27 protein-coding genes and 5 tRNA genes are annotated in these 25096 nt (G+C 71.4%); 20 read left to right on the forward strand and 12 right to left on the reverse strand.

Going from position 1 to position 25096, the window contains the following annotated elements:
- Nucleotides 1–159 precede the first annotated feature (159 nt).
- The 4 genes from AB0927_RS06765 to AB0927_RS06780 form a co-directional block, all read right to left on the reverse strand.
- Nucleotides 160–735: an ATP/GTP-binding protein gene (locus AB0927_RS06765; RefSeq protein WP_085566720.1), complete on the reverse strand. Its 576-nt coding sequence runs from the start codon at nucleotides 733–735 to the stop codon at nucleotides 160–162.
- The gene (locus AB0927_RS06770) at nucleotides 716–1114 is read right to left on the reverse strand and encodes a DUF742 domain-containing protein (protein ID WP_037654659.1); all 399 of its coding nucleotides are present in this window, start codon (nucleotides 1112–1114) and stop codon (nucleotides 716–718) included. Before AB0927_RS06770 ends, AB0927_RS06765 begins: the two co-directional genes overlap by 20 nt.
- Before the next feature lie 111 nt (nucleotides 1115–1225).
- Complete coding sequence (locus tag AB0927_RS06775) at nucleotides 1226–1639, reverse strand: roadblock/LC7 domain-containing protein (protein WP_023546525.1); 414 nt, start codon at nucleotides 1637–1639, stop codon at nucleotides 1226–1228.
- Nucleotides 1640–1648: 9 nt separating this feature from the next.
- Nucleotides 1649–5674 (reverse strand): nitrate- and nitrite sensing domain-containing protein, encoded by a 4026-nt coding sequence (locus AB0927_RS06780; RefSeq protein WP_366666462.1) that lies wholly within the window; start codon nucleotides 5672–5674, stop codon nucleotides 1649–1651.
- A 584-nt stretch (nucleotides 5675–6258) separates the two neighbouring features.
- Here AB0927_RS06780 and AB0927_RS06785 point away from each other — a divergent pair.
- The 3 genes from AB0927_RS06785 to gltX all read left to right on the forward strand — a co-directional run bounded on the left by AB0927_RS06785 (nucleotide 6259) and on the right by gltX (nucleotide 9127).
- The gene (locus tag AB0927_RS06785; RefSeq protein WP_366666463.1) at nucleotides 6259–6456 is read left to right on the forward strand and encodes a hypothetical protein; all 198 of its coding nucleotides are present in this window, start codon (nucleotides 6259–6261) and stop codon (nucleotides 6454–6456) included.
- 408 nt (nucleotides 6457–6864) lie between these two features.
- On the forward strand, nucleotides 6865–7650 hold the full coding sequence (locus AB0927_RS06790; protein WP_366666464.1) for a fumarylacetoacetate hydrolase family protein: 786 nt from the start codon (nucleotides 6865–6867) through the stop codon (nucleotides 7648–7650).
- Nucleotides 7643–9127, forward strand: a complete 1485-nt coding sequence (gene gltX, locus AB0927_RS06795) for a glutamate--tRNA ligase (RefSeq protein WP_366666465.1) — start codon at nucleotides 7643–7645, stop codon at nucleotides 9125–9127. Before AB0927_RS06790 ends, gltX begins: the two co-directional genes overlap by 8 nt.
- A gap of 74 nt (nucleotides 9128–9201) precedes the next feature.
- On the opposite strand, the gene AB0927_RS06800 is transcribed toward gltX, so the two are convergent.
- Nucleotides 9202–9486 (reverse strand): type II toxin-antitoxin system RelE/ParE family toxin, encoded by a 285-nt coding sequence (locus AB0927_RS06800; protein ID WP_086806473.1) that lies wholly within the window; start codon nucleotides 9484–9486, stop codon nucleotides 9202–9204.
- Between the two features lie 81 nt (nucleotides 9487–9567).
- Here AB0927_RS06800 and AB0927_RS06805 point away from each other — a divergent pair, with 81 nt between their 5' ends.
- The 6 genes from AB0927_RS06805 (at nucleotide 9568) to AB0927_RS06830 (ending at nucleotide 10851) form a co-directional block, all read left to right on the forward strand.
- On the forward strand, nucleotides 9568–10299 hold the full coding sequence (locus tag AB0927_RS06805; protein WP_366666466.1) for an HAD family hydrolase: 732 nt from the start codon (nucleotides 9568–9570) through the stop codon (nucleotides 10297–10299).
- 90 nt (nucleotides 10300–10389) lie between these two features.
- Nucleotides 10390–10461 (forward strand) — tRNA-Gln (locus tag AB0927_RS06810).
- Nucleotides 10462–10482: 21 nt separating this feature from the next.
- Nucleotides 10483–10555, forward strand: a tRNA-Glu gene (locus tag AB0927_RS06815).
- Nucleotides 10556–10584: 29 nt separating this feature from the next.
- Nucleotides 10585–10657: transfer RNA gene (locus AB0927_RS06820), tRNA-Glu, on the forward strand.
- 21 nt (nucleotides 10658–10678) lie between these two features.
- Nucleotides 10679–10750, forward strand: a tRNA-Gln gene (locus AB0927_RS06825).
- A 28-nt stretch (nucleotides 10751–10778) separates the two neighbouring features.
- A tRNA-Glu gene (locus tag AB0927_RS06830) sits at nucleotides 10779–10851 on the forward strand.
- 68 nt (nucleotides 10852–10919) lie between these two features.
- Here the strand turns inward: AB0927_RS06830 and AB0927_RS06835 are convergent.
- Nucleotides 10920–11564: a MerR family transcriptional regulator gene (locus AB0927_RS06835; protein ID WP_366666467.1), complete on the reverse strand. Its 645-nt coding sequence runs from the start codon at nucleotides 11562–11564 to the stop codon at nucleotides 10920–10922.
- A gap of 58 nt (nucleotides 11565–11622) precedes the next feature.
- Between AB0927_RS06835 and AB0927_RS06840 the strand changes: the two genes are divergently transcribed.
- A complete protein-coding gene (locus AB0927_RS06840) occupies nucleotides 11623–12177 on the forward strand; it encodes a DUF4188 domain-containing protein (protein WP_366666468.1) in 555 nt (184 codons plus the stop codon).
- Between the two features lie 119 nt (nucleotides 12178–12296).
- Here AB0927_RS06840 and ndgR read toward each other — a convergent pair whose 3' ends face one another.
- Nucleotides 12297–13013, reverse strand: coding sequence for an IclR family transcriptional regulator NdgR (gene ndgR / locus AB0927_RS06845; protein WP_030649197.1), 717 nt, complete (start codon nucleotides 13011–13013; stop codon nucleotides 12297–12299).
- A gap of 191 nt (nucleotides 13014–13204) precedes the next feature.
- On the opposite strand from ndgR, the gene leuC reads away from it, so the two are divergent.
- The 4 genes from leuC to AB0927_RS06865 all read left to right on the forward strand — a co-directional run bounded on the left by leuC (nucleotide 13205) and on the right by AB0927_RS06865 (nucleotide 16508).
- Nucleotides 13205–14629, forward strand: a complete 1425-nt coding sequence (leuC, locus tag AB0927_RS06850) for a 3-isopropylmalate dehydratase large subunit (protein ID WP_366666470.1) — start codon at nucleotides 13205–13207, stop codon at nucleotides 14627–14629.
- Nucleotides 14630–14634: 5 nt separating this feature from the next.
- A complete protein-coding gene (gene leuD, locus AB0927_RS06855; protein ID WP_366666471.1) occupies nucleotides 14635–15228 on the forward strand; it encodes a 3-isopropylmalate dehydratase small subunit in 594 nt (197 codons plus the stop codon).
- A 277-nt stretch (nucleotides 15229–15505) separates the two neighbouring features.
- Nucleotides 15506–15736 carry a hypothetical protein gene (locus tag AB0927_RS06860; protein ID WP_366666472.1) on the forward strand — a complete coding sequence of 77 codons (231 nt, stop codon included), beginning with the start codon at nucleotides 15506–15508 and terminating at the stop codon, nucleotides 15734–15736.
- A 136-nt stretch (nucleotides 15737–15872) separates the two neighbouring features.
- Nucleotides 15873–16508, forward strand: coding sequence for an HU family DNA-binding protein (locus tag AB0927_RS06865; protein ID WP_366666473.1), 636 nt, complete (start codon nucleotides 15873–15875; stop codon nucleotides 16506–16508).
- Between the two features lie 85 nt (nucleotides 16509–16593).
- On the opposite strand, the gene AB0927_RS06870 is transcribed toward AB0927_RS06865, so the two are convergent.
- Both AB0927_RS06870 and cofC read right to left on the reverse strand, forming a co-directional pair.
- On the reverse strand, nucleotides 16594–16797 hold the full coding sequence (locus AB0927_RS06870; RefSeq protein ID WP_366666474.1) for a hypothetical protein: 204 nt from the start codon (nucleotides 16795–16797) through the stop codon (nucleotides 16594–16596).
- Between the two features lie 68 nt (nucleotides 16798–16865).
- Nucleotides 16866–17504: a 2-phospho-L-lactate guanylyltransferase gene (gene cofC, locus AB0927_RS06875; RefSeq protein ID WP_366666475.1), complete on the reverse strand. Its 639-nt coding sequence runs from the start codon at nucleotides 17502–17504 to the stop codon at nucleotides 16866–16868.
- 210 nt (nucleotides 17505–17714) lie between these two features.
- Between cofC and AB0927_RS06880 the strand changes: the two genes are divergently transcribed.
- From AB0927_RS06880 to AB0927_RS06890, 3 genes are all read left to right on the forward strand, one after another.
- Nucleotides 17715–18524 (forward strand): lysophospholipid acyltransferase family protein, encoded by an 810-nt coding sequence (locus tag AB0927_RS06880; protein ID WP_366666476.1) that lies wholly within the window; start codon nucleotides 17715–17717, stop codon nucleotides 18522–18524.
- Nucleotides 18521–19531, forward strand: coding sequence for an NAD(P)H-dependent glycerol-3-phosphate dehydrogenase (locus AB0927_RS06885; protein WP_366666477.1), 1011 nt, complete (start codon nucleotides 18521–18523; stop codon nucleotides 19529–19531). The genes AB0927_RS06880 and AB0927_RS06885 overlap by 4 nt, the downstream gene beginning before the upstream one ends.
- Nucleotides 19532–19634: 103 nt before the next feature.
- Nucleotides 19635–20792: a D-alanine--D-alanine ligase family protein gene (locus AB0927_RS06890; protein WP_366666479.1), complete on the forward strand. Its 1158-nt coding sequence runs from the start codon at nucleotides 19635–19637 to the stop codon at nucleotides 20790–20792.
- A 13-nt stretch (nucleotides 20793–20805) separates the two neighbouring features.
- On the opposite strand, the gene AB0927_RS06895 is transcribed toward AB0927_RS06890, so the two are convergent.
- Entirely contained in the window at nucleotides 20806–21336 is a 531-nt protein-coding gene (locus tag AB0927_RS06895; protein ID WP_366666480.1) for a DUF3515 domain-containing protein, read from the reverse strand.
- A 20-nt stretch (nucleotides 21337–21356) separates the two neighbouring features.
- A complete protein-coding gene (locus AB0927_RS06900; protein WP_019328745.1) occupies nucleotides 21357–21590 on the reverse strand; it encodes an Lrp/AsnC ligand binding domain-containing protein in 234 nt (77 codons plus the stop codon).
- Between the two features lie 254 nt (nucleotides 21591–21844).
- On the opposite strand from AB0927_RS06900, the gene AB0927_RS06905 reads away from it, so the two are divergent.
- Both AB0927_RS06905 and thiD read left to right on the forward strand, forming a co-directional pair.
- Nucleotides 21845–22810, forward strand: a complete 966-nt coding sequence (locus AB0927_RS06905; RefSeq protein ID WP_366666481.1) for a thiamine-phosphate kinase — start codon at nucleotides 21845–21847, stop codon at nucleotides 22808–22810.
- Nucleotides 22807–23595, forward strand: coding sequence for a bifunctional hydroxymethylpyrimidine kinase/phosphomethylpyrimidine kinase (thiD, locus tag AB0927_RS06910; RefSeq protein WP_366666482.1), 789 nt, complete (start codon nucleotides 22807–22809; stop codon nucleotides 23593–23595). Before AB0927_RS06905 ends, thiD begins: the two co-directional genes overlap by 4 nt.
- Here thiD and AB0927_RS06915 read toward each other — a convergent pair.
- Nucleotides 23585–24505 carry an alpha/beta hydrolase gene (locus AB0927_RS06915; protein WP_366666483.1) on the reverse strand — a complete coding sequence of 307 codons (921 nt, stop codon included), beginning with the start codon at nucleotides 24503–24505 and terminating at the stop codon, nucleotides 23585–23587. The genes thiD and AB0927_RS06915 overlap by 11 nt on opposite strands.
- Nucleotides 24506–24549: 44 nt before the next feature.
- Between AB0927_RS06915 and AB0927_RS06920 the strand changes: the two genes are divergently transcribed.
- On the forward strand, nucleotides 24550–25026 hold the full coding sequence (locus AB0927_RS06920; protein ID WP_366666484.1) for a MarR family transcriptional regulator: 477 nt from the start codon (nucleotides 24550–24552) through the stop codon (nucleotides 25024–25026).
- Nucleotides 25027–25096 lie beyond the last annotated feature (70 nt).

Here is a 25096-nt window from a genome sequence, read left to right on the forward strand (position 1 = left end):
GCGGCATCGGGTGACCGCGTCGCGTGGTGAACTCGGGCGATTCCTCTGCCGAACTGTTATGAACACCGCGGCCCACCGTGTCAAAGGCCACAGTCGCCGCCACCCGGCCCCGCGCCCGTCCCGTACGGCAACTGCCGTACGGGACGTCGCACTTGAGTGTTACCGCAGCCGCGCCATCAGCGCGTGCTCCACCAGCGTGATCAGCGCGCTCTTCGCGTCGGCCCGGTGCCGGGCGTCGGTGGTGATGATCGGGGTGTCGGGCCCGATCTGGAGCGCCTCGCGCACCTCGTCCGGCGTGTACGGCTGATGACCGTCGAAGCCGTTGAGGGCGATGACGAACGGCAGGCCGCTGTTCTCGAAGTAGTCGACGGCCGGGAAGCAGTCGGCGAGCCTGCGGGTGTCGACGAGGACGACGGCGCCGATGGCGCCGCGTACGAGGTCGTCCCACATGAACCAGAAGCGGTCCTGACCCGGCGTACCGAAGAGGTACAGGATGAGGTCCTGGTCCAGGGTGATGCGGCCGAAGTCCATGGCCACCGTGGTGGTGGTCTTGTCCCCGGTGTGGGTCAGGTCGTCGATGCCGGCCGACGCCGAGGTCATGACGGCCTCGGTGCGCAGCGGGTTGATCTCCGAGACGGCGCCGACGAACGTGGTCTTGCCCACGCCGAAGCCGCCCGCCACCACGATCTTCGCCGAGGTGGTGGCCCGTCCCGCGTCAGAGCTTGCGAAGTCCACTGAGCACCCTTTCGAGCAGCGTCACGTCCGGTGCGCCGCCGTTGTTCTCGTCCCCACCCGGCTGATGGATCGCGACCAGGCCCGCCTCGGCGAGGTCGGCGACCAGGATCCGGGCCACTCCCAGCGGCATGTTCAGCAGCGCCGAGACCTCGGCCACCGACTTGACCTCACGGCACAGGTGGCAGATGCGCTGGTGCTCCGGGAGCAGCCCCATGAGCGCCGCCGGGTCGGCCGTGGTGCTGATCAGCGCCTCGATGGCGAGCTGGTAGCGCGGCCGGGTGCGGCCGCCGGTCATCGCGTACGGCCGCACCAGCGGCTGGTCGCCCTCGTCCCCGTACGGTTCCGCATACGGATCGTGATGGGCGGTGGGCGGGGTCATGGATCCTCCGGGCGGGACAGCAAGTCGGTCAGTCAAGCCGTCTGACGGGGCCGGTGGGGGGTTTGTGGCGGCCGGACGGTGTTTTGGTGAGATCTGTGGTGCCGGGGCCGGTCAGTGGAGCAGACTGCCCTGTAGTTCGGCGCGCAGGTCCGGGGTCAGTACCGCCCCCGCGCGGTCGACGAGCAGTGCCATCTCGTAGCCGACCAGGCCGATGTCGCACTCGGGGTGGGCCAGTACCGCGAGGGAGGACCCGTCCGAGACGGACATCAGGAAGAGGAATCCCCGCTCCATCTCCACGACCGTCTGGGCCACGGTGCCGCCCTCGAAGATCCTGGAGGCCCCGGCCGTCAGCGAGGTCAGGCCGGAGGCGACGGCCGCGAGCTGGTCCGCGCGGTCGCGCGGGAAGCCCTCGGACATCGCCAGCAGCAGGCCGTCGGCGGAGACCACCACCGTGTGGGACACCCCAGGGGTGTTGTCCACGAAGTTGGTGATCAACCAGTTCAGGTTCTGTGCCGCCTGGCTCATCGGACTCAACTAACGCTCCTGCTGGTGAGTGGGGCTCGGGTAGCTGCCGGTCTGGCCGCTGCCGGCCTGCCGGCCCTGTGCGATGCCCCGACGGAGATTGGTCAGCCGGCCGCGTACGTCGTCGGGCGCACGGGAGACCTGCGGACCAGCCTGGTGCTGTTGCTGCTGAGCCGTGCCCGGCACGAGGTTCGCCCGGGGCACCCGGCGCGGCAGGCCGGAGGTGGTGACGCCGCCCGCGGCAGGCTGGCGCACCCGCTCGGCCTGCCGGACGAGTTCGTCGTTCGGCGAGGCACGCCACGAGCCGGTGGCGGCCGCGTCGCGCTGCGCGCCCTGGGGCTGCTGCTCCGCGGGCGCGTTCTGCTGCTGGCCGCCGGCGCCGTGGAACCAGTTGGTCTCCAGCGTGTCGAACAGCGGGGTACGGCCGTCACCGGGTCCGGCGGCCGGCGGCAGCGCCTCCGGACCGCGCGCCGGACCCTGCTGGTGGGCCGGGGCCTGCTGCGGGGACTGCGGGCGCGGGGCGCCGAAGTCGTCACGGGCGGGCGGCCGCGGGCGCTCGTACTGCCCGGTGTGCGCCGGGTCGGGGCGGCCGGGCAGCGCCTGCTGTCCGGCGCCGCCGTTGTCGTAGGCGCCCGGAGCCGCGTACCGGCCGGTGTCCTGGGCGGGCTCGTCCTGCCGCGCGGGCGTGCCGAATATGTCGGAGCGCACGAACGAACCGCTGTCCTGCTGCCCGGCCGGAGCGTCGTACCGCTGCGGCGGCTGCGCCGCGTCGGGCCGCTGGAACTGGCCGCTCTGCTGGCCCGCGTCGGGGCGCTGGAACTGCCCGGTCTGCTGGCCCGCGTCAGGCCGCTGGAACTGCCCGGTCTGCTGCGGGAGTTCGGCCTGCGGGAACTGGCCGGTGTGGCGGCCCGCGTCGGCCTGCGGGAACTGGCCGGTGTGCTGCGGCGTCTCGGGCCGCTGGAACTGGCCGGTCTGCTGGGCGGCGTCCGGGCGCTGGTACTGACCCGTGGTGTCGGGCCGCGTGAACTGGCCGGTGTCCTGCGGGGATTCGGGCCGGGCGAACTGACCCGTCTGCTGCGGGGCGTCCGGGCGCTGGTACTGACCCGTGGTGTCGGGCAGGGCGAACTGCCCGGTCTGCTGCGGGAGTTCCGGGCGGGCGTACTGGCCCGTGCCCTGGGAACCGGGCAGCTCGGGGCGCGTGAACCCGCCCGTGGGGGCGGGACCGTGCGGGTCGATCCGCGGCATCTCCGCCGTTGAACCCGGGCCCTGCCGGTCGTCGACCGGCGCCATCGGCGCGGTCCCCGACGGGTCCCGCTCGTCATGGCCGCGCGGGGTGTCGAGGGCGGCCCGCCCGTCGTTCCAGTCCTGGGCGCGCCGGGAGTCACCGCCGGGCAGCTCGGCCCGCGGGCCGCCGCGCGGCGACAGCTGGGGCTGCTGGCCCTGGTCGGCGCCGCGCTGCGTGCCACGGCCGCCGAAGAGATCCTGCTGGGGCCCGGCCGGGTTGGCGGCCTGGAGCCCCTGCGGCGCGGCCGGGTTCGCGCCCTGGAGGCCCTGCGGGGCGTTCGGCGCCTGGGCACCGAAGCCGCCGGGGGCACCCCGCTGCGGACCGCGCGCGCCACCGGGCGCGCCGGGACGGCCGCCGCCCTGACCCGCGCCGGGCAGCGCGGCCCGGGGACCCTGGCCGGTCCCGACCTGGCCGCGCGGGCCACCGCCGGACCCGAGCAGACCGCCGCCGGGACCACCGGCGTTGCCCGCGCCGCGGCGGGCCGCGGCCGCACCGGCGGCCGCCTGCGCGGCGGCCGGACCGCCGCTGCCGGGACCACCGGGCTTGCCGGGAGCCTTCTTGCCGCCCTGGGCGACGTCCACGGGCAGCATGACCAGCGCGGTCGTGCCACCGGAGTCGGACGGGCGAAGCTGGATGCGGATGCCGTGCCGCTGGGAGAGCCGGCCGACCACGAACAGACCCATGCGGCGGGAGACGGAGACGTCCACGGTGGGCGGCGAGGCCAGCCGCTCGTTGATCGCCGCGAGGTCCTCGGGGGAGAGGCCGATGCCGGTGTCGTGGATCTCGATCAGCACCCGGCCGTCGGGCAGCGCGTGACCGGTGACCTTGACCTTGGTCTGCGGGGAGGAGAACGAGGTGGCGTTCTCCAGCAGCTCGGCGAGCAGGTGCACGAGGTCGTTGACGACCCGGCCCGCGACCTCCGTCGTCGGCACCGCGGCCAGCTCGATGCGCTCGTACTGCTCCACCTCGGACGCGGCGGCGCGGAGCACGTCGACCAGCGGCACCGGACGGGTCCAGCGGCGGCCCGGCTCCTCACCGGCGAGGACGAGGAGGTTCTCGCCGTTACGGCGCATACGGGTGGCGAGGTGGTCCAGCTTGAACAGCGAGGAGAGCTGGTCCGGGTCGGCCTCGCGGGACTCCAGTTCGGAGATGAGCGAAAGCTGACGCTGGATCAGACCCTGGGAGCGGCGCGAGAGGTTGGTGAACATCGCGTTGACGTTGCCCCGCAGCAGGGCCTGCTCGGCGGCGAGGCGGACCGCCTCGCGGTGCACGTCGTCGAAGGCCGCGGCCACCCGGCCGATCTCGTCCCGGGAGTGCACACCGACCGACTCCACGGAGGTGTCCACGTCCTGCGGGTCGGACTCCGACAGGTGCTTGACCAGCTCGGGCAGGCGTTCCTGGGCGACCTTGGTGGCGGTCTCCTGGAGCCGGCGCAGCGAGCGGATCATGGAGCGGGCCACGACGAACGCGCCGACCAGCGACACGCCGAGCACCAGCAGGATCAGCACACCGGAGATGATGGCGTCGCGCTGGGTGGCGCTCTTGAGCTCGCGGGCCTTCTGCTCCATGTCCTCGAGCAGCGTGTGCTCGATCTTCTTCATCTGCTCGATCTTGGTCGAGCTGTCGTCCACCCAGTCCCGGTACGAGCGCGGGGGCAGGTCGGACAGTCCGCTGCGCTGCGCGAAGGCGCGCTTGGCGTAGGTGTCCGCGGACTGGATCGTCGGGTTGTTCTTCCCGTCGATCGGGGTGAGCAGTTCCTCCGCGTTCGAACTCGCGTAGAGCTTGCGGAAGATCGCCAGCTCGGAGACCTCGCTCTCGTAGGCCGACTCGCCGTAGAGGCGGTCGTTCTCGGAGAGGTCGGCCTTGCTGGCCGTGGTCGAGGGCAGCGAGGCGGCGATGGTGGCGCGCTGGACGGAGGCGTACTCCTTGGCGGTGGAGAAGGCCGCCAGGGCGCGGGTGCGCGAGATCATCTCCGGGTTGCTGGACGCCTCGGCCATGTCCTGCGACAGGTCGACCAGCTGGGTGATCAGCCGGTGGTAGGACTCGATGGTCTGGGTCGAGTTGCCCTTGGAGTCGTAGGCGGACCGGCGGATCTTGGCCAGGTCGTCGAGCTGGTGGGCGATGCCGACGAGCGCGTCGCGCACGCCCTGGAGCTGGCCGTCCTTGCTGGCCTCGTCGATCTGCTCGGAGGCGTCGAGGAAGTTGGTGCGGGCCCGGTCGGTCTTCTGCTGGTAGCCCTTGACCGTGTAGTCGTTCGCGCTGAGCCCGTGCGACAGGGGACCGGCGGACTGGTCGCGCTCCTCCTGGAGCGCGGCGGCCAGCTCGGTGGCCTGCTTGGTCATGTCCGTCAGCAGCTTCATGTTGTCGAGCTGCTGGATGTCGTTCAGGTTCTCGTTGATGCGCAGGCCGCCCAGCGTGGTCGCCGCGACCACGGGCAGCGCGAGCAGCGAGACCAGACGGGTCGAGATGCGCCAGTTGCGCAGGGCCACGCGCGAGCCGGTGCCGGTGGGGACCGACGCGGACTTCGCGGCCGACGGGGCGCCCGCCGGCTTCGCGGAGCCCTTGGCGGAAGCGGTGCCCTTGGAAGAGGGGGCCGACGCGCTAGAGCGCGCGTGGTCGGGGCCCTCTCCGGGCGGGGTCGGGCCCGGGTTCTGGGCGTGCTGGGGAGAGGCGCTGCCCTTCATGGGGCCAGTCCCGTCGTGCGGCTCCGGCTCCGCCGAAGCGCTGCCATCCCTCTTGAAACGTCCCTGCACTAGCGTCGCAACCTCTGGACCAGGCGCCCCTCCGCGTGAACGGAGGAACACGGTGTCGGCGTCGTGGAAGGCGCCCTGAAAACGCCCCCCGGTGGTCTTGAGTGACCGGCGCTGGTTTCCCCCTTGTCTCGCCGCCACTCGGCGCTGCGTTGCGCCCCCTGCGCGCCGGCTCGATCCCGCGGCGGTCCGTGGAATTCCAGCACAGTGGAGGATCTCCAACAAGGGCCGTGTGCCGAGCTGTGACAACGGTGACAGGGTGTGCGCGCCGTGTCACCAGTCGTGGAAGTCGATCTCGCCCATAACGGGCGTATCCCTGCGAGTCGTCGCGCGGTGGCACGTGTCCCAGTCGCCATGATCGGCCGCGGAATAAGGGCTTCCAGGCCCCAATGTCCGTTTCGTTAGGGCGGGTTGTCGGCCGGAATTGACCGATTTGCCCCTGGGCTGGTGAGCAAAATCACATAACCATCATGGCTGGTTGGCGAGTTGGTCAGGGAATCGGATGTTTAGCCTGACGCTTTACATGAGGGACGTATCTGTCACCCCGCACTGTCACCCGCCGACACAGGACTAGGACGCGTACAACCGTGAAGACGACGATGATGTTCCGCAAGATAGCCAACCCGCGACGCACGACCCTGGCGCACCTCGACGACGCCGGCGAGCTGCAGACGCCCGCGCTGCCGGAGCAGTCCTCCGTCGAACTCCCCGCCCAGACGGCCAACCCCCGGCGCACCATCCTGATGGAACTCCCCGAGGCCGTGGCGGCCACCGCCGGCGAGTGACCGCCCCGGCGGTCGCGGCACCCCGGAGCGCGGCCCGGAAGATCACCCGGCGGTGATGATCTTCCGGGCCGCGCTCGTCTTTTCGGCGGCCCCGGCGGCGGGCCGCACACGTTTTCCACCGCATTCGCCCCGCCGCGTTTATCGGCGGCTACGGCGGCGGGCGCCGTAGCCCTCCCGGTCCTCGCAGCCGGACCCGGGGGTGCGTCGTTTTCGCAGGTCAGATGCCTGCGTGTGCCGAGGGATCCGGCCCCGGGCGCCCCCGAAAACACCGGAAACGGGAATTCCCCTTAAGCGCATTACGGCCCCGGAAAAACCCCTCTGCATGCGCTCCCGGCCGAACGCCGGGCCGCCCGACCGGTTAACCTTGGGCGTCAGTACGCCGGTTCTCAGTGAGGGGCGCAAGCACCCGTGCGCATCGCCAGGTTCTCCATCGACGGGAACGTAGCCTTCGGCGCGGTCGAGGGCGACAAGCAGGACGAACTCGTCCTCGACATCATCAAGGGCATTCCCTTCGCCGACCACGAGCTGTCCGGGACGAAGGTGCCGCTGAGCAAGGTCAGGCTGCTCCCGCCGGTCCTGCCCAACAAGGTCGTGGCGTTCGGCCGCAACTACGCCGAGCACGCCCGGGAGCTGGGCAACGAGGTGCCCGAGGCCCCGTTCGCCTTCTTCAAGCCGTCCACCTCGGTGATCGGTCCCGGGGACGAGATCCGCTACCCGTCGTTCTCCGAGGAACTGCACCACGAGGCCGAGCTGGCCGTCGTCATCGGCCGCATGTGCCGCGAGGTGCCCCGCGAGCGCGTCAAGGACGTGATCTTCGGCTACACCTGCGCCAACGACGTCACCGCCCGCGACGTCCAGCGCCGCGAGAAGCAGTGGGCCAGGGCCAAGGGCTTCGACAGCTCCTGCCCGCTCGGCCCCTGGGTGGAGACCGACCTGGACCTCGCGCGGGCCAACGACCTGACCGTGCAGCTCACCGTCAACGGCGAACAACGCCAGCTGGGCCGCACCAGCGAGATGATCCATCCCATCGAGGACCTGATCGTCAACATCACCGAGGCCATGACGCTGCTGCCCGGTGACGTCATCCTCACCGGCACCCCCGCAGGGGTCGGCCCCCTGAACGTCGGCGACGACGTCGCCGTCACCATCGAAGGCATCGGCACTCTCACCAACAAGGTTGTCAAGCGTGGCTAGCGCACCCGCATCCTCCGTCCGCGTCCGTTTCTGTCCCTCGCCCACCGGTAACCCCCACGTGGGCCTGGTCCGCACCGCCCTGTTCAACTGGGCGTTCGCCCGGCACCACCAGGGCACCCTGGTCTTCCGTATCGAGGACACCGACGCGGCCCGCGACTCCGAGGAGTCGTACAACCAGCTGCTCGACGCGATGCGCTGGCTCGGCTTCGACTGGGACGAGGGCCCCGAGGTCGGCGGCCCGCACGCGCCGTACCGCCAGTCGCAGCGCATGGAGATCTACGCGGACGTCGCGCGGAGGCTCCTCGACGGCGGGTACGCGTACCACTGCTACTGCTCCCAGGAGGAGCTGGACACCCGCCGCGAGGCCGCCCGCGCTGCCGGCAGGCCCTCCGGCTACGACGGCCACTGCCGCGACCTGTCCGCCGAGCAGGTCGAGCGGTACCAGGCCGAGGGCCGCACCCCGATCGTCCGCTTCCGGATGCCCGACGAGACGATCACTTTCGACGACCTGGTGCGCGGCGAGCTGACCTTCACCCCGGAGAACGTGCCGGACTACGGCATCGTCCGCGCCAACGGCGCCCCGCTGTACACGCTGGTCAACCCGGTGGACGACGCGCTGATGGAGATCACGCACGTGCTCCGCGGCGAGGACCTGCTCTCCTCCACCCCGCGCCAGGTCGCGCTGTACAAGGCGCTGATGGAGCTGGGCATCGCCAAGCAGGTCCCGGCCTTCGGGCACCTGCCGTACGTGATGGGCGAGGGCAACAAGAAGCTGTCCAAGCGCGACCCGCAGTCGTCGCTGAACCTCTACCGCGAGCGCGGCTTCCTGCCCGAGGGACTGCTCAACTACCTGTCCCTGCTGGGCTGGTCGCTCTCCGCGGACAAGGACATCTTCACGATCGAGGAGATGGTCGCGGCCTTCGAGATCTCCGACGTCAACCCGAACCCGGCGCGCTTCGACCTGAAGAAGTGCGAGGCGATCAACGCCGACCACATCCGCATGCTGGATGTGAAGGAGTTCACCGAGCGCTGCCGCACCTGGCTGAAGGCCCCGTTCGCCCCCTGGGCGCCGGAGGACTTCGACGAGGCCAAGTGGCAGGCGATCGCCCCGCACGCCCAGACCCGCCTGAAGGTGCTCTCCGAGATCACCGAGAACGTCGACTTCCTGTTCCTGCCGGAGCCGGTCTTCGACGAGGCGTCCTGGACCAAGGCCATGAAGGAGGGCAGCGACGCCCTCCTCCGCACCGCCCGCGAGAAGCTCCAGGCCGCGGACTGGACGTCGGCCGAGTCCCTCAAGGAGGCCGTCCTGGCCGCCGGCGAGGCCCACGGCCTCAAGCTCGGCAAGGCCCAGGCCCCGGTGCGCGTCGCCGTCACCGGCCGCACCGTCGGCCTGCCGCTCTTCGAGTCCCTGGAGGTGCTGGGCAAGGACACGACCCTGGCCCGCATCGACGCCGCCCTGGCGAAGCTCACCGCGTAAGGCCCACCGCGTAAGGCCCACCGCACCCGACAGGGGCGGCACCCGGAACCCCGGGTGCCGCCCCTGTCACGTTGTCACTGCGCGTCGGCCTCGTCGACCAGGTAGGCGCTCTCGTCGAAGATCTCCAGCACGACGATGACCATGATCGCGCCGGCCACCATGTACTCCAGCACCACTCCCGGGGCCACGTATGCCTTGCGCAGATGCTCGTCCGGGCCGAGCTGGGCGGTCGAGGTCTTGCGGAACGGATCGCGGGCCAGTATCCGCAGGGCCTTGTCCAGCTGAGCCTGGCGCGAGCCGGGCAGGGAGTCATAGGCCGAGCGGGCCTCGACGGTGAACTGGATTCGGTACTCGCTCATGGGCACCAAGCTACGGCATCCGCGGACCCCGGGATCCTGGAATCCGGCCCGCCCGCCCCGCACGGGCGTTACCTTCGAACCGTGAGCATCCGAGCCGTGGTCTGGGACGTGGACGACACGCTCTTCGACTACACCAGCGCCGACCGCAGCGGGATGCGGGCGCATCTCGTCGCCGAGGGCCTGCTCGGGCGCCACGGCGCGGTGGAGGAGGCGCTGCGCCGGTGGCGGGAGATCACCGACCGGCAGTGGGCGCGGTACGCGGCGGGGGAGTGCGACTTCCACCAGCAGCGCCTCGACCGCGTCCGCGCGTTCCTCGGCGCGGAGCTGGCCGACGCCGAGGCGGACGCCTGGTTCCAGCGCTACGTGGGGCACTACGAGGCCGCCTGGGCGCTGTTCCCGGACGTGCTGCCCGCGCTGGAGGCGCTCGCGCGCACGCACCGGCACGCGGTGCTGTCGAACTCCAGCATCACCGTCCAGGAGCGCAAGCTGCGCGCCCTCGGCCTCCTGGACCGCTTCGAGTCCGTGCTGTGCGCCGCCGAGCTGGGCGTCTCCAAGCCGCGGCCCGGCGCCTTCCTGGCCGCCTGCGAGACGCTGGGCCTCGCCCCGCACGAGGTGGCCTACGTCGGCGACCACCCGGAGATCGACGGGCGGGGCGCGGCCGAGGCCGGGCTGCTGGCCGTGTGGATCGACCGCGGGACGGTGGCCGCGCGGGCCGCCGGGGACGTCGTCGTGCACCGCATCGCCAGCCTGGCCGAACTCCCCGCGCTGCTCCGCTCGGATACTCGTTTTGGAGCCCCGTCCACCTTCGGGTAATGTTCTTCCTGCGCCGAGGGGAACGGGCCGAGAGGCCGGAACCCGGAGGAGCGAACTAGAACGAAGACCCCGCAGGGGCTTGAGTTCCAGTGGCCTATGGTGTAATTGGCAGCACGACTGATTCTGGTTCAGTTAGTCTTGGTTCGAGTCCAGGTAGGCCAGCTCGCAGAGCTTATCTGCAAAGCCCCCGTTGTGTAGCGGCCTAGCACGCTGCCCTCTCAAGGCAGTAGCGCCGGTTCGAATCCGGTCGGGGGTACTGATCCTGATCTTGTCGGGATCGCTAGGGCCCCCGTTGTGTAGCGGCCTAGCACGCCGCCCTCTCAAGGCGGTAGCGCCGGTTCGAATCCGGTCGGGGGTACTGACTGGTCTAAACCATCATTGGTCTATGGTGTAATTGGCAGCACGACTGATTCTGGTTCAGTTAGTCTTGGTTCGAGTCCAGGTAGACCAGCTCGGACCTGCGGAAACGCAGTGTCCAGGCCCCCGTTGTGTAGCGGCCTAGCACGCCGCCCTCTCAAGGCGGTAGCGCCGGTTCGAATCCGGTCGGGGGTACAGATCAGGGAAGGCCCTCCACTCCGGTGGGGGGCCTTCGCCGCGTCCGGCGGCCGTGCCGGCCGGGCTCACTCGAAGCCGTACCGCCGCGCCGTCTCCTCCTCCTGGGCCAGCCGGTGCAGCGCCCGCAGCGCCGGTTCGTTGAGGATCGCCCCCAGCACCGCGAACTCGACCCGCTCCGCCCCCGGCGGACGCGTCTCCATGTTGTCCAGGTCGAGCACGGCCGTCCGGTGCATCAACTCCGCGTACGGCGTGAGCTGTTCGGCGCCCCAGTCGTAGCCCAGCCGACGGTACGCGGCCACCGCCACCACCAGCGAGCGGTACGCGGGGGAGAGCGTCGAAAGCGCCTTCGCGTTCCCCCAGCCGAGCCGGTCCAGCAGAAGCTGGAGTTCCTCGTGCGCGGCCTGGACGTACGCGTCGTCCTCGTCCGGCTCCGGCACCTGCGGCAGCGCCCACAGGGCCGCGCCCAGGCGGATCGAGCGGCCCAGGGAGTCGTCGTCCACGTGACCGAGCACTTCGCGCACCGTCGCCACCGGCAGGCGGCCGACCTGGATCATCGCCCGCACCAGCCGCAGCCGGCGCAGGTGCTCCTCGTCGTACTCCGCCGTGGTCGTGTTGATCTGCCGGCCCGGCGGCACCAGGCCCTCGCGCAGGTAGTACTTGATCGTCGCGGTGGAGACACCGCTGCGTCTGCTCAGTTCGGCCAGCCGCATGTCTTGCGCCCTTCCTTGGATAAGAGCACTATCCAAGCACGCGACGAAGGGGGAAGCCATGGTGTCCCGTACGACCGCCGACGCGAAGGGCGAGGTCGTCGTCCTGCTGATCGGCATGCGGATAAACCGCTTCTGGGCGGTGCATCTGTGGCTGCCGGTGATGCTGGCGATGTTCCGCATGCTGCGCGAGCTGGCGAAGGACCCGGGGCGCGGGCTGCGCGAGAGGGTGCTGCTGACGGCGTCGCCGCGGACGTACTACGTGGTGCAGTACTGGGAGTCCAAGGAGAAGCTGTACGCCTATGCCACGGCACCGGACGCCTTCCACCGCGAGGTCTGGGCGCGGCTGAACCGCATGGAGCGGGCGGGCAGGCTGCGCGGGCAGGTCGGCATCTGGCACGAGACGTACGTGGTGCCGGAGGGCTCGTACGAGGCGGTCTACGGGGACATGCCGGCGTTCGGGCTGGCGGCCGCGCACGGGCAGGTGCCGCTGGCGGAGCGGGGGCGGTACGCGCGGGACCGGTTCGCCTACCGGTCGAAGCCCGCGCCGCGGGAGGCGCCGGAAAGCGCGCCCGAGGAAGTTCCGGAGGAGGCGAAGGGCGCACCGTCGAGCTGAGATCGACAGCCCCCGGTGGGTCCGCCGCGGCGTTGGGGCGGGCCCACCAGGGGCTCGGGGGATCAAGGGCTCGGCACGGGGTGACCGGCTGCCCGCCGGGGCGGAGCGGCCCCGTCGGCTCAGCCGGAGCGGCGCAGGGCCTCGGAGAGGCGGGTGGCGGCGTCGATGACGGCCTGGGCGTGCATGCGGCCCGGGTGGCGGGTCAGGCGCTCGATGGGCCCCGAGACGGAGACCGCGGCCACGACGCGGTTGGAGGGGCCGCGCACCGGTGCCGAGACGGACGCGACGCCCGGCTCGCGCTCGCCGATGGACTGGGCCCAGCCCCGGCGCCGTACGCCCGACAGGGCCGTGGCCGTGAAGCGGGCGCCCTGGAGACCGCGGTGCAGCCGCTCGGGCTCCTCCCAGGCGAGCAGGATCTGCGCCGAGGAGCCGGCCTTCATTGTGAGCGTGGAGCCGACCGGCACGGTGTCCCGCAGGCCGGACAGCCGCTCCGCCGCGGCCACGCAGATCCGCATGTCGCCCTGGCGCCGGTAGAGCTGCGCGCTCTCGCCGGTGACATCGCGGAGGTGGGTGAGCACGGGGCCGGCCGTCGCGAGCAGGCGGTCCTCGCCCGCGGCCGCCGCCAGCTCCGCGAGGCGCGGGCCGAGGATGAATCGGCCCTGCATGTCGCGTGCCACCATGCGGTGGTGTTCCAGGGCCACGGCCAGGCGGTGGGCCGTGGGTCGTGCCAGTCCGGTGGCGCCGACCAGACCCGCGAGGGTGGCCGGACCGGACTCCAGAGCGCTCAGGACGAGGGCCGCCTTGTCCAGAACGCCGACGCCGCTACTGTTGTCCATGCAACGATACTCGCGTCTCACTCTGTGAAACGCAAGTTCAATTTTCCGCGGAACGCGCCACTCTGGAGGAACACGGCGGCCCGTCCATCGATGGGCCCGCGGCGGCGGACGCCCGGAGTCAGGGGTGCGGGCGCCGCCTCCTCAAGATCTCTAGTTGGGCCGGTGCATGCATGCCGGCCGGAGGGAAAGCGATGGGTAGGACACTCGCGGAAAAGGTCTGGGACGACCACGTCGTCCGGCGCGCCGAGGGCGAGCCCGACCTCCTCTACATCGATCTGCACCTGCTGCACGAGGTGACCAGCCCGCAGGCCTTCGACGGGCTGCGGCAGAACGGCCGCCGGGTGCGCCGCCTCGACCTCACCATCGCGACCGAGGACCACAACACCCCGACCCTCGACATCGACAAGCCGATCGCCGACCCGGTCTCGCGCGCCCAGCTGGAGACGCTGCGCAAGAACTGCGCCGAGTTCGGGGTGCGCCTGCACCCGCTGGGCGACGTCGAGCAGGGCGTCGTGCACGTGGTCGGCCCCCAGCTCGGCCTCACCCAGCCCGGCACGACCGTGGTCTGCGGCGACTCCCACACCTCCACGCACGGCGCGTTCGGCGCCCTGGCGTTCGGCATCGGCACCTCGCAGGTCGAGCACGTGCTGGCCACCCAGACGCTGCCGATGGCCCGCCCGAAGACCATGGCGATCACCGTCGACGGCGAACTGCCCGACGGCGTCAGCGCCAAGGACCTGATCCTCGCGATCATCGCCAGGATCGGTACCGGCGGCGGCCAGGGCTACATCCTGGAGTACCGCGGCTCCGCCATCGAGAAGCTCTCGATGGAGGCCCGGATGACCATCTGCAACATGTCGATCGAGGCCGGCGCCCGCGCGGGCATGATCGCCCCCGACGAGACCACCTTCGCCTACCTCAAGGGCCGCCCGCACGCCCCCGAGGGCGCCGACTGGGACGCGGCCGTCGAGTACTGGAAGACGCTGCGCACCGACGACGACGCGGAATTCGACGCCGAGGTCGTCATCGACGCCGCCGCGCTGTCCCCGTTCGTCACCTGGGGCACCAACCCCGGCCAGGGCGCGCCGCTTTCGGCGTCCGTCCCCGACCCGGCTTCGTACGAAGACGCATCGGAGCGCCTGGCCGCCGAAAAGGCCCTGGAATACATGGGGTTGGAGGCCGGAGCGCCGCTGCGGTCCATCAAGGTGGACACCGTCTTCGTAGGCTCGTGCACCAACGGCCGGATCGAGGACCTGCGCGCCGTCGCCGGGATCCTGAAGGACCGCAAAGTCGCCGACGGTGTACGGATGCTGGTCGTGCCCGGCTCCGCGCGGGTCGGTCTCCAGGCGGCTTCCGAGGGCCTCGACGTGGTCTTCAAGGAGGCCGGCGCCGAGTGGCGGTACGCGGGCTGCTCGATGTGCTTGGGCATGAACCCGGACCAGCTGGCCCCGGGCGAGCGCTCCGCCTCCACCTCCAACCGCAACTTCGAGGGCCGGCAGGGCAAGGGCGGGCGTACCCACCTGGTGTCGCCGCAGGTCGCGGCGGCGACCGCCGTCCTGGGCCACCTGGCCTCCCCGGCCGACCTGACCGACGACCGCACGCCCGCTGGAGTCTGAGAACGATGGAAGCCTTCACCACCCACACCGGCCGGGCCGTCCCGCTGCGCCGCGGCAACGTCGACACCGACCAGATCATCCCCGCCCACTGGCTCAAGAAGGTGACCCGGGACGGGTTCGAGGACGGGCTCTTCGAGGCCTGGCGCAAGGACCCCGAGTTCGTCCTCAACCGCCCCGAGCGGCAGGGCGCCACCGTCCTGGTCGCCGGCCCCGACTTCGGCACCGGCTCCTCCCGTGAGCACGCCGTCTGGGCGCTGCAGAACTACGGCTTCAAGACCGTGATCTCCGCCCGCTTCGCGGACATCTTCCGGGGCAACTCGCTGAAGAACGGCCTGCTCACCGTGGTCCTCGACCAGAAGATCGTGGACGCGCTGTGGGAGCTGACCGAGGCCGACCCGACCGCCGAGATCACGGTGGACCTCCAGGCCCGTGAGGTGCGCGCCGAGGGCGTCACCGCCTCCTTCGAGCTGGACGAGAACTCCCGCTGGCGCCTGCTGAACGGCCTGGACGACATCTCCATCACCCTCCGGAACGAGGCGGACATCGCCGCGTACGAGGAGAAGCGGCCCTCCCACAAGCCGCAGACCCTCCAGGGCTGAGCAGGTAGCCTGTCCCGGATCCCGTGAGGGTCGGGTTTCGGCCACCCCAACGAACCCGCCTGTACCCCCGATCGCCCCGATCGGGGGTACAGGCATGTCGGGGCCCGTCCGGACCCGCGGCACTCAGGGGGTTCTCTCAACTTCCCGTGTTATGAAGGGCGTTGGGAGGGTAGATGAGGCAGAGGATCGTGCCTTCCGCAAGTGCCTGTAAGGCCATTTGTGGCGGGAGTTGCCCCCTGGGCAGGCGACAACTCGCCCCAGATGGCACAATCTGTGCATGGAACACGACGGCCAACTCCAGCTCTATACGGCGGTCGCGAACCAGCTCAAGGAAGCGCACGCAAGAGTGCGCGCACTGCAAGTCCCGGAGGGCGTACGGATGGCGCTGACCCGGAAGCTGCTGGTCATTACGGCTGCGGCCAAGCACGATCTCGCCGGTGCGGCAAGGCGGCTTGAGCGGTTCACCGCGGACCTCGACGAGGGTCGGATCCCCGGCGAGGACCGCTGAACAGCCCGAGTACGCCGAGTCTGTTGCGGCACAAGGGTGATAAGCCCGTTTCGTGTTTGATTTGCGGTATATATCTGCCTAACGTGCGAAAAAGCTTGAACACATTCGTTCTGGCAATGTCTCCGAAGGGGAAGACGTGAACAAGGCGCAGCTCGTAGAAGCGATTGCCGAGAAGGTGGGCGGCCGCCAGCAGGCCGCCGACGCCGTCGATCATGTTCTGGACGCCATCGTCCGCGCGGTCGTCGCGGGCGAGCGGGTCTCGGTCACCGGCTTCGGGTCCTTCGAGAAGGTGGACCGCCCCGCCCGGTACGCCCGTAACCCCCAGACGGGCGAGCGGGTTCGGGTCAAGAAGACCTCCGTGCCGCGGTTCCGCGCCGGTCAGGGTTTCAAGGACCTGGTGAGCGGCTCGAAGAAGCTCCCGCGGGGCGGCGAGGTCTCCGTGAAGAAGGCGCCGAAGGGCAGCCTGACCGGGGGCGCCGCGGCGACGGTGAAGAAGGCCGCCGCGAAGAAGACGACGGCGAAGAAGGCCGCGGCCAAGAAGACGACGGCGAAGAAGACCACGGCCGCCGCCGCCAAGAAGACCACGGCGAAGAAGACGACCGCCAAGAAGACCGCGCCGACCGCCAAGACCGCGGCGGCGAAGAAGACCACCGCCAAGAAGGCCACCGCGAAGAAGGCCCCGGCGAAGAAGGTCACCGCGAAGAAGGCGCCGGCCAAGAAGTCGACGGCCCGCAAGACCACCGCGAAGAAGGCCACCGCGCGCAAGGCGTAGGTCATCGACCAGGGCACCCACGCGCCGGGCCGGACTCCCACCGGAGTCCGGCCCGCGGCGTGTGCGAGGGGAGTCGCGGGGGGAGTTACAGGGTCTGGAGCGTGACCAGCGTGATCCGCAGGGCGCCCTCGGCGCCCTCCGTCTCGATCCGCACCCGCTGCCCCGGCCGCAGCAACCGCAGGCCGCCCCGGTCGAACGCCGCGGCGTCGAAGGGCACGGGGGTCCCGTCGTCGAGCAGCACCTGCCCGCTGTGGGTCTCGGAGTCGTAGGTGTACGCGGTCGCCTGCATACGGTTCAGCGTATCCGCCCCGGCCGCGGCCGGCCGTGCCGCCGGGACGCCTGGGTCGTCCCTCGGTTTCACAGGCCCGGGATCAGCAGATTGGCGCACGCGGCGGTCGTGTACGGCCCGACCCCCAGCGTGAGAGCCGCCCGCAGGTCCTCTCCCGTGTCCACGTCCTGCCGTACCGAATCCACGCCCCCCAGCAGAAGTTCCCCGGCGCCGGACGCCCGATGCCGCGTCCGTGATCCCGGACCGAACCCCGGCCGCAATTCCCGGTCCGCCCCCGCCGCCAGCAATGTCGTGCCGACCCCCGCGGCATCCGCCAGAAAAGAGCGGGGGAATTCCGCGGCGGCGGTGAGCACCTGTTCCAGCTCGGCCGCCCGCAGCGCCGGCAGATCGGCGTTCAGGGCGGCCACGGCGGCACTCGGCCGCGCCAGCCGCACCGCCTCCGCGCCGTGCGCCAGCGCCGCGTTCAGGCCCGGCGCGGGCGCGTCCGGCACGATCCGCGCGCCCAGCGCGGACAGCTCCCGCCCGGCGACTTGATCGTCCGTGACGACCACCACATCCCGCACCCCCGCGCACGCCAGCCCCGCGGCCACCGTGTCCTGGGCGAACGCGAGGACCAGCCCCGGGCGGACCCCGTCGCCCGCGGTGTCCGCGAGCCTGCTCTTGGCCCGGGACAGGGGTTTCAGGGGGATGACCAACGTCCACAGCACCGGCGTACCGTCCCTCCGTCGTCGCGATCATTGTGCCCCGCGGACGCCGTCCGCAGGCGTCCGGGGCGGCGCGCGAAGCTCCCTGGAAGGGCGGGGGCGGGTGACGGGCGGGCGTACGGTGTTCTCGACAGACCGGCGGTCCGGGGCGACACTTGTGCGGCCCCCGCCGGGGTGGCAGTCCCCCGTGGGTCCCTAGAGGAAGGTGTCCTTGTGCCCCGCCGCAGAATCGGCTTCTGGTACCGCTTCGCCGCGGTGATCTGCAAACCGCCACTGGTGGTTCTGATCAAGCGGGACTGGCGTGGAATGGAGCACATTCCGGCCGAGGGCGGATTTATCACCGTGGTGAACCACAATTCCCACGTGGACCCTTTCGCATACGCGCACTATCAGTACAACACCGGACGGGTTCCGCGATTCCTGGCGAAGAGCGGCCTTTTCAAGAAGGGAATCGTGGGCGCCGCGATGCGCGGCACCGGACAGATTCCCGTCTACCGCGAGTCCACGGACGCGCTGAGCGCCTTCCGCGCCGCGATCGACGCCGTGGAGCGCGGTGAGTGCGTCGCCTTCTACCCCGAGGGCACCCTGACCCGCGACCCCGACGGCTGGCCCATGACCGGCAAGACCGGCGCCGCCCGCGTGGCCCTGCAGACCAAGTGCCCGGTGATCCCGGTCGCCCAGTGGGGCGCCAACGAGCTGCTGCCGCCGTACGCGAAGAAGCCGAACCTCTTCCCGCGCAAGACCCACCACGTGCTGGCGGGCCCCCCGGTGGACCTGTCGCGCTTCTACGACAAGGAGATGACCCCGGACCTCCAGAAGGAGGCCACCGAGGCCATCATGGCGTCCATCACCCGTCTCCTGGAGGAGATCCGCGGCGAGAAGGCGCCCGAGACGCCGTACGACCCGCGCCGCGAGCGGATCGAGCAGCGCCGCCGGACGCAGGCGCAGAACCAGGTGCAGAGCCAGGCGCAGGCGCCGGGCATGGACAGGGCGGACAGGCAGGAAGAGGAGCAGAGCAAGTGAGCACGCCTGTGCGGGTGGCCGTCATGGGCACCGGCTCCTGGGGCACCGCCTTCGGCATGGTGCTCGCCGACGCCGGCTGCGACGTGACCCTGTGGGCCCGCAGGGCCGACCTGGTCGAGACGGTCAACTCCACCCGGATCAACCCCGACTACCTGCCCGGCGTGGAACTCCCGGAGAACGTGCGCGCCACCTCGGACGCCGCCGAGGCGCTGCGCGACGCGGAGTTCACCGTCCTCGCCATCCCCTCCCAGACCCTGCGCCGGAACCTCGCCGAGTGGCTCCCGCTGCTCGCCCCGGACACCGTGCTCGTCTCCCTGATGAAGGGCGTCGAACTCGGCTCCGCCATGCGGATGAGCGAGGTCATCGAGGACGTCGCCAAGGTCGGCCCGGAGCGCGTCGCCGTCGTCACCGGGCCCAACCTGGCCCGCGAGGTCGCCGCCCGGATGCCCGCCGCGGCGGTGGTGGCCTGCGCCGACGAGTCCGTGGCCCGGCGGCTGCAGGCGGCCTGTCACACGCCGTACTTCAGGCCGTACACCGAGACCGACGTGGTCGGCTGCGAGCTGGGCGGTGCCGTGAAGAACGTCATCGGGCTCGCCGTCGGCATCGCGGACGGCATGGGGCTCGGCGACAACGCCAAGGGCTCGCTGATCACCCGGGGCCTCGCGGAGACCGCGCGGCTCGGCGTCGAGCTCGGCGCCGACCCGCTGACCTTCTCCGGCCTCGCCGGCCTGGGCGACCTGGTGGCCACCTGCTCCTCGCCGCTGTCCCGCAACCACACCTTCGGCACCAACCTCGGCAAGGGCATGACCCTGGAGGAGACCATCGCGGTCACCAGCCAGACCGCCGAGGGCGTCAAGTCCTGTGAGTCCGTGCTGGATCTGGCCCGCAGGCACGGCGTCGACATGCCCATCGCGGAGACGGTCGTCGGCATCGTGCACGAGGGCAAGCCGCCGGTCGTCGCGCTCCGGGAGCTGATGTCGCGCAGCGCGAAGCCCGAACGACGCTGAGCGAAACCGTAAGGCCACTGAGCCAAATCCGCCCGTTTTTGCACGTTCCGGGGCGGAGGCGACGCTGTATCCGGGCTGTACCAACGGGTACTCTCAACGCGATATGAGCACCGAGAACCTTCCCCAGAACCCTGAGCAGCCGTCGCGCAAGCCGCGCGTGGCCGTCGTGTTCGGTGGCCGCAGCTCCGAACACGGGATCTCCGTGGTCACCGCCGGCGCCGTCCTCAAGGCCATCGACCGGACGAAGTACGACGTCCTGCCGATCGGCATCACCCGGGACGGCCGTTGGGCGCTGACGGCCGACGAGCCGGAGCGGATGGCCATCACCGACCGCTCCCTGCCCGCCGTCGAGGAACTGGCGGAGTCGCACGAGGGCGACGTGGTGCTCCCCGTCGCCCCCGCCAACCGCGAGGTCGTCTACAGCGAGCCCGGCTCCGTGCCCAAGGCGCTCGGCGAGGTCGACGTCGTATTCCCGGTGCTGCACGGCCCCTACGGCGAGGACGGCACCCTCCAGGGCCTGCTGGAGCTGTCCGGAGTGCCCTACGTGGGCGCGGGCGTGCTCGCCTCGGCCGTCGGCCAGGACAAGGAGTACATGAAGCGGGTCTTCACCTCCTTCGGGCTCAAGGTCGGCCCGTACGTGGTGATCCGGCCCCGTGAGTGGCAGCGGGACGAGGCCGCCGCGCGCAAGAAGATCGTGGACTTCGCCGGCGAGCACGGCTGGCCGCTGTTCGTGAAGCCCGCGCGCGCCGGTTCCTCCATCGGCATCACCAAGGTCGACGACCTGTCCGGCCTGGACGAGGCGATCGCCGAGGCCCAGTCGCACGACCCGAAGATCCTCGTCGAGGCGGCGGTCACCGGCCGCGAGATCGAGTGCGGCGTCCTGGAGTTCGAGGACGGACCGCGGGCCTCGCTCCCGGCGGAGATCCCGCCGCCGGACACGCACGCGTACTACGACTTCGAGGCCAAGTACATCGACTCCACGCCCGGCATCGTCCCGGCGCCGCTCACCGAGGAGGAGACCGCGGAGATCCGGCGGCTCGCGGTGGAGGCGTTCGAGGCGGCGTCCTGCGAGGGGCTGGTGCGCGCGGACTTCTTCCTCACCGAGGACGGGGAGTTCGTGATCAACGAGATCAACACGCTGCCCGGGTTCACGCCGATCTCGATGTACCCGCAGATGTGGCAGGCCACCGGGGTCGGCTACCCCGAACTGATCGACCTGCTGGTGCAGGCCGCGCTGCGCAGGTCCACCGGACTGCGCTGACCGCGCCGGCCGCTCAGCCGCGCATGGAGGCGATCCCCTCGGGGATCGCCTTCCGCACGGCCGGGGCCAGGTCCTCCAGCACCTGCGTGCTGTCGTCCGGCCCCGACAGCCGCTTCGGCAGTGTCACCTCGACGTAGGCGCGCCGGCCCGACGTCGTGAAGCGCCAGGTGCCGTCGCTCCGCTTCTCCATCAGCCAGTCCACGCCGTTGACCCCGCCCGCGATCGCGTCGGGGTCCTGGCCCTCGGCCACCTTGGGGTCGGTCATCTTCGGCGGCCGGACGATCCCACAGCGCAGTATGATCGCCGGGTTTCCCCAGCCCGCCGTGTAGACGGACCGGGGTCCGGGATCCGCGCGGCGCTGCCCGTCCACCTTGGCGGGCAGCACCTCGTGCAGACTCCGGCACAGCGGGGCGGTCTTCGCGTCGGGACGGGGAGCCGCGACCGTCGCGCTGTCGTCCGAGGAGCAGCCCGCGCCCGCGAGCAGCAGGGCGGGCGCGAGCGGGACAGCGAGCAGGGCGAGGGGCCGGTGACGGAAGAAGTGCACCGGCCAAGGGTAGACGGGGGCTACAGGTGCACGACCGGACAGGTCAGGGTGCGAGTGATGCCGTCCACCTGCTGGACCTTGGCGACCACCATGCGACCGAGTTCGTCGACGGTGTCGGACTGGGCGCGCACGATGACGTCGTACGGACCCGTGACGTCCTCGGCCTGGATCACTCCAGGGATCTTGCTGATGGTCTCGGCTACGGTCGACGCCTTGCCGACCTCCGTCTGGATCAGGATGTACGCCTGTACCACGGAACCTCCAGGGCGGCCACGAGGATCATGTGGGGAAAAGGAACGCCACGGTATCGCGTCGCCGCTCCCCGCGGGGAGACCTGCGGGAACCGGGCTTGCGCGCCAGGGTGCAGGCACGACGGACGTTGACGGCCGGCCGGGACCGGACCGTCGGCCGTTCCCGACCGCGTCGGGGTCATCTCGACGGTATCGGGGACACTGATGGGGCGCGAGTCAGCACGGTCAGGCAGAGGCAGAGAAGGGGAGTCAGGGACATGAAGGGCACGGTTGGTGAGCTCGGGGAATTCGGGCTCATCAGGGAGCTCACCTCCCGTCTCACCACCACCCCGGCGGTCCGGATCGGTCCGGGCGACGACGCCGCCGTGGTGGCCGCGCCCGACCGGCGGGTGGTGGCGAGCACCGACGTCCTGCTGGAAGGGCGGCACTTCCGCCGCGACTGGTCCACGGCCTACGACGTCGGCCGCAAGGCGGCCGCGCAGAACCTCGCGGACATCGCCGCGATGGGCGCCGTGCCGACCGCCCTGCTGCTCGGCCTGGTGGTGCCGGCCGAACTCCCGGTCAGCTGGCCGACCGAACTGATGGACGGGCTGCGCGACGAGTGCCAGGTCGCGGGCGCCGCCGTGGTCGGCGGGGACGTCGTACGGGGCGACACCATCACGGTCTCGATCACCGCGCTCGGCGATCTGCGCAACCAGGAACCGGTGACCCGGGCCGGCGCCCAGCCCGGCGACCTGGTGGCCGTCACCGGCTGGCTGGGCTGGTCGGCGGCCGGTTACGCGGTGCTCTCCCGCGGCTTCCGTTCGCCGCGCGCCTTCGTGGAGGCCCACCGGCGCCCCGAGCCGCCGTACCACGCGGGCCCGGCCGCCGCCTCGCTCGGCGCGACCGCGATGTGCGACGTGAGCGACGGGCTGATCGCCGACCTCGGTCATATCGCCGAGGCCAGCAAGGTCCGCATCGACATCCGCTCCGGCGCGATCGACGTGCCCACGCAGATGAACGACATCGGGCAGGCCGTCGGCGTCGATCCGCTCCAGTGGGTGCTGACCGGGGGAGAGGACCACGCGATCGTGGCCACCTTCCCGCCGGACACCAAGCTCCCGGCCCGCTGGAAGGTCATCGGCGAGGTACTGAACCCCTCCGCGCTGCCGCAGGTGACGGTCGACGGGGCGCCCTGGACCAGCAGAGGCGGCTGGGACCACTTCGGGGACATAGAGCCGTGACCCCGCCCCGGGTGCTCACGGTGGCCGGCTCCGACTCCGGCGGCGGCGCCGGTATCCAGGCCGACCTCAAGACGATGCTCGCGCTCGGCGTCCACGGGATGAGCGTGCTCACCGCGGTGACCGCGCAGAACTCCCTGGGCGTACGGGGCGTCTGGGAACTGCCGGCGGAGGCGGTGCGGGCCCAGTACCGCGCCGTCGTCGACGACATCGGCGTCCAGGCGGTGAAGACCGGCATGCTGGGCTCGGCCGAACTGGTCGAGACCGTCGCCGAGTTGATCTCCGGCACGGACGCGCCGGCCGTGGTCGACCCGGTGGGCGTCTCCAAGCACGGCGACACGCTGCTCGCCGCCTCCGCCCTGGACGCGGTGCGCACCAAGCTGCTCCCGGCGGCGGCCGTGGCGACCCCGAACCTGGACGAGGTGCGCCAACTCACCGGCGTCCGGGTCGAGTCGGAGGACGATCTGCGCCGGGCCGCGGACGCCGTGCTGGCGTACGGCCCGCGCTGGGCGCTGATCAAGGGCGGCCATCTGGCGGGCGACGCGGTGGACCTGCTCACCGACGGCACCGCGGAGCACTGGCTGCGCGCGCCCCGCCACCGCAACCGGCACACCCACGGCACCGGCTGCACGCTGGCCTCCGCGATCGCCTCGGGGCTGGCGCGCGGACTCGCCGTCCCGGAGGCGGTCGCGGCGGCCAAGGAGTACGTCACCGGGGCGATCGCGGCGGGGTTCCCGCTGGGGGCCGGGACCGGGCCGGTGGATCACGGCTGGCGGTTCAGGGCGTGAGCCCGGCCCGCTCCGCCGCGCGCAGGCGCTGATCGAGGAAGAGGGCCGCGCGGTCCAGTGCCTCGTCCGCCTCGTCCAGGGAGCCGGCGAACGCCGGGAACACATGCGGCACGCCGGCCGTGACGTCCAGGATCACGTCCACCCCGGCGGCCCTGGCGCGCGCGGCCAGCCGCGTGGAGTCGTCCAGCAGGATCTCGTTGGTGCCGACCTGGAGCAGCATCGGTGGGAAGCCGGTCAGGTCGGCGCAGACGGCCGGGCTGAGCAGGGGATGGCGCGGATCGGCTCCGGCGAGGCACATCGCCCCGGTGTGCTCGACGGCCGCGCGGGTGAAGACCGGGTCGTGGGCCGCCCTGGTGTCCATGCTCTCGCCGGTGCGCGTCGCGTCGAGGCCCGGGGAGAACGCCAGAAGCGCGGCCGGCAGCGGAAGGCCCGCGTCCCGCGCGGCGAGGCAGGTGGTGACGGCGAGGCCGCCGCCGGCGGAGTCACCGGCGAACACGAGGGCCGAGGGGTCGGTGCCGCCGTCGAGGAGGGCGCGGTAGGCGCCGAGCGTGTCCTCGATCGCGGCCGGGAACGGGTGCTCGGGGGCCAGCCGGTAGTCCACCGAGTACGCCGTGCGGCCGGTCCTGGTCACCAGGTGGCCCGTCAGCGACAGGGCGGCCTCGGGGGAGCCGCTCACCCAGCCGCCGCCGTGGAAGTACAGGATCGTTCCGGCGCGCGGTCCGCTCTCCGGCGCCACCCGCAGCGCGGGCCGGTCGCCGAGCACGGTCCGGGTGGTACGGATGCCGCCGGGCACGGGGATCGTGCTCATCAGTGCCTCGAAGCCGGCCCGTATCTCCTCGATCGTCGGAGGTTTCTCCGGGCGCGGCCGCCGCAGCATCGCGTCGAGCCGGGCACGCTGTTCCTTGCTCATGGGTGTGCTCCCCCTCGCTGTTAGATTCCACTACACTATATGCCGTGGCATATAAAACGAGCGGGGACGCCGCCGGGCTCCCGGAACTCTTCTCCGACCTGGTGCGCTGCGAGACACGGCTGTACAACGCCCTCAACGACCGGCTCCGCGCGCGGCACGGACTCGTCACCTCGCAGTTCGAGGCCCTGCGCTATCTGCGCGACCACGCCGGGGCGCGGGTGGCGGACCTCGCGGCGGAGTTCGCGATCGGCATCGGAGCCACGAGCAAGAGCGTCGACCGGCTGGAGAAACAGGGCTGGGCGGTCCGGGAGCCGAATCCGGCCGACCGCCGGTCCTCCCTGCTGGCCCTGACCGACGACGGCGCGCGGCTCGTCGCCGCGGCGGAGGAGACCTTCGGCGAGACGCTGGCCGAGTTGATCGGAGGGGCGCTCGACCCCGCTGAGGTGACGGCCGCCGCGCGCACCCTCTCGAAGCTGCGTTCCGCGCTCGAACACCGGCAGGTCGGCATGCCGACGGGCTGAGGGGGGAGGACCTGGGGGCACCCGTTTTTGGGTACGGCAAAAAGCCGGTCCACCCTGAGGTGGACCGGCT

The sequence above is a fragment of the Streptomyces sp. NPDC048106 genome (assembly GCF_040706415.1).
GTDB lineage: Bacteria > Actinomycetota > Actinomycetes > Streptomycetales > Streptomycetaceae > Streptomyces.